Raw genomic sequence first — 2,241 nt, forward strand, 5'->3', positions numbered from 1 at the left:
AGGATAGACCAGATTTTACGCCGAAAAGGGAGCATCATCCAGGCGCATAATCATGATTTCACGGTGATTTTTGGTTTTTCAGGACCGACGAAGTACAGAAGCTCCTGGAGAAAATGCGCCATCGGCGTCTGTCGGATGGTCAGGACTGGAGCAGAGCACCCAGTGGGATGCTTGAGAGTTATCTGGTGCTTGCAGCCTTGTCTCATCGTCCTCGAAATGCTGAGGTTGTAGCACGTAGAACCGGCTTGACCTTGTTGGAGGTGGAGTCTGTGCTCCTAAAAGCCCAAAAACACGACTGGGTGGATCAGGATTATCGCTTGACAGAGATGGGGCAAGCCTATTTGCGTGCTGCGAAGAGGAAACGGCGCCCCGCACCGGCTACTGAAAACCTCAGCGAAAAGTATTATCCTTCTACGCTGAGGGTTCCAACGTGACTTTCTAGTGATGCTGGTGCCGCAAGGCGCCGGTTCGGGTGGCGGTATCGTCATCATGACGGGGCGCAGACTACTGCTGCTTCGCGTTGGAGCTGACGCATGAGGACAGGCGCCTCCTGCAGTGACCCTCCGGGGCTGCTCGAGGTCTCGCCTTCACTGCAGGAGGTGACTGACCCTTCGGGTCTCAAAGGTAGATGGAACGTTGGAATCCTCACATTTTTCGTAATCAAGCCCTAGCTGCCGGAGTGCCACCCGAGTTAGTGGCGCATATGGTCACACTGGGAAGGCGGATCACGTCGCGCCATAGAAATATAAAGCCGGTTTTTACGCTTAAGCACCTTTCAGCTTTAAGCGGCGTCGACTACGGTTTCCTTCGGCATACAGTGGGCAGGAATACCGATGCATATACTGAATTTAAGATCAAAAAGCGCTCCTCTTCGGACGTTAAAAAAAACTACCGGACAATATGCGTTCCATCGCCCGCTCTAATGAAAGTGCAACGTTGGATCGCCGGAAATATTCTTTCCCACGTGTCTGCCCATCCATGTAGTGTTGCCTTTTCTGTCGGCGATAGATTGTTTGATGCTGTTGCTCCACATTGCCCTTCAAAATGGCTAGTTAAATTAGATGTTCGGAATTTTTTCGAGTCGATTAAAGAGGTATCAGTTTATCATGTGTTTCTTCAGCTGGGTTTTGAACCACTTATCGCATTTGAGATGACGAGACTCTGTACATATGTCGCATCTAATGCATCAAACAACAATGATCGCTGGCACGATAGTTTTTTTCTTCCTGAACACGTCATCACGCTGTACCAATATCCAGAGCAGGGGCACCTGCCTCAAGGTGCGCCAACTAGTCCCATGTTGGCAAACTTAGCCAGTCGTTCGTTGGATGAACGACTGGCTGCTCTAGCAGACGAGAATTTGGTTCGATACACTCGTTATGCTGATGACATGACATTTTCCTCAGACGATGTTGATTTCGGGCGAAAAAGAGCCGGTTTGTTGATCAAACGTGTTTATCAGCAACTTGATCGACAGTCTCTTAGCCCAAATACTGCGAAGACAACTGTTATTCCTCCTGGCGCCCGTAAGCTCGTGTTGGGGCTAAGTGTGGAAGAAACCGTTCCACGATTAACACGGCAGTTCAAAAATTCATTTCGGCAGCACATCCATTATTTGCTCCGCGACGATGTAGGGCCTACGAAGCATGCTGCTGCCCGAAAGTTTGCATCTACGACTGGATTGCGCCATCACCTGGAAGGGCTGCTGGCCTTTGCGGCTCAGATTGAGCCCATGTGGGCCGCTGCTCAACGAAATCGTTTGCAGGCTGTATCTTGGCCATACTAGATCTTTTCAGTCTACTGGCTCGAACGGATCAACTAGCTCCAGAACACTGCCGCGCAGACGCTCGAGAGGTGATCGATGATCGGTTCGGTAGCGCCGTACCTCGATCACAGGTCGCCCCTTGTCCGTGACAATGACCGGCTCTCCCGACACTTCGACCTGGCGAAAGAGTTCGAGCGCACGGGCCTTAAACTGTGACTTGGACACCTGGCGCATACACTTCTCCATCATCAGCTCTCAGGGTAATGGGATGCCATTCGCTCCGTAGATAGCGCGAACCTCTCCTGGGAGAGTCCAGCCGCTCCAAATCTTCAGCGTGCCGCTGCTGGGTCGTTGTGCCGGCGGAAACACCTCAACCCCTAAGTAGTCGGTCCTGAAAAACCAAAAATCACCGTGAAATCATGATTATGCGCCTGGATGATGCTCCCTTTTCGGCGTAAAATCTGGTCTATCCTCGC

3 protein-coding genes are annotated in these 2,241 nt (G+C 51.4%); 2 read left to right on the top strand and 1 reads right to left on the bottom strand.

Annotation, left to right across the window (positions count from 1 at the left end; all coding sequences use genetic code 11):
* Positions 1–167: 167 nt before the first annotated feature.
* Positions 168–434, top strand: a complete 267-nt coding sequence (locus H146_RS22585; protein WP_425411328.1) for a hypothetical protein — start codon at positions 168–170, stop codon at positions 432–434.
* A gap of 269 nt (positions 435–703) precedes the next feature.
* On the top strand, positions 704–1,786 hold the full coding sequence (locus H146_RS21120) for a reverse transcriptase family protein (protein ID WP_169433510.1): 1,083 nt from the start codon (positions 704–706) through the stop codon (positions 1,784–1,786).
* A 6-nt stretch (positions 1,787–1,792) separates the two neighbouring features.
* Here the strand turns inward: H146_RS21120 and H146_RS0117985 are convergent, their stop codons facing one another.
* Positions 1,793–1,999, bottom strand: a complete 207-nt coding sequence (locus tag H146_RS0117985; RefSeq protein WP_019953261.1) for a type II toxin-antitoxin system Phd/YefM family antitoxin — start codon at positions 1,997–1,999, stop codon at positions 1,793–1,795.
* Between the last annotated feature and the right edge of the window lie 242 nt (positions 2,000–2,241).

This window comes from Kushneria aurantia DSM 21353, from assembly GCF_000382245.1.
GTDB classification, from domain to species: Bacteria; Pseudomonadota; Gammaproteobacteria; order Pseudomonadales; family Halomonadaceae; genus Kushneria; species Kushneria aurantia.

What these genes read in the sequence shown, in the direction of transcription:
- H146_RS22585 (WP_425411328.1), top strand. Translation starts at nt 168, where the DNA reads ATGCTTGAGAGTTATCTGGTGCTTGCAGCCTTGTCTCATCGTCCTCGA.
- H146_RS21120 (WP_169433510.1), top strand. Translation starts at nt 704, where the DNA reads ATGGTCACACTGGGAAGGCGGATCACGTCGCGCCATAGAAATATAAAG.
- H146_RS0117985 (WP_019953261.1), bottom strand. Translation starts at nt 1,999, where the DNA reads ATGCGCCAGGTGTCCAAGTCACAGTTTAAGGCCCGTGCGCTCGAACTC.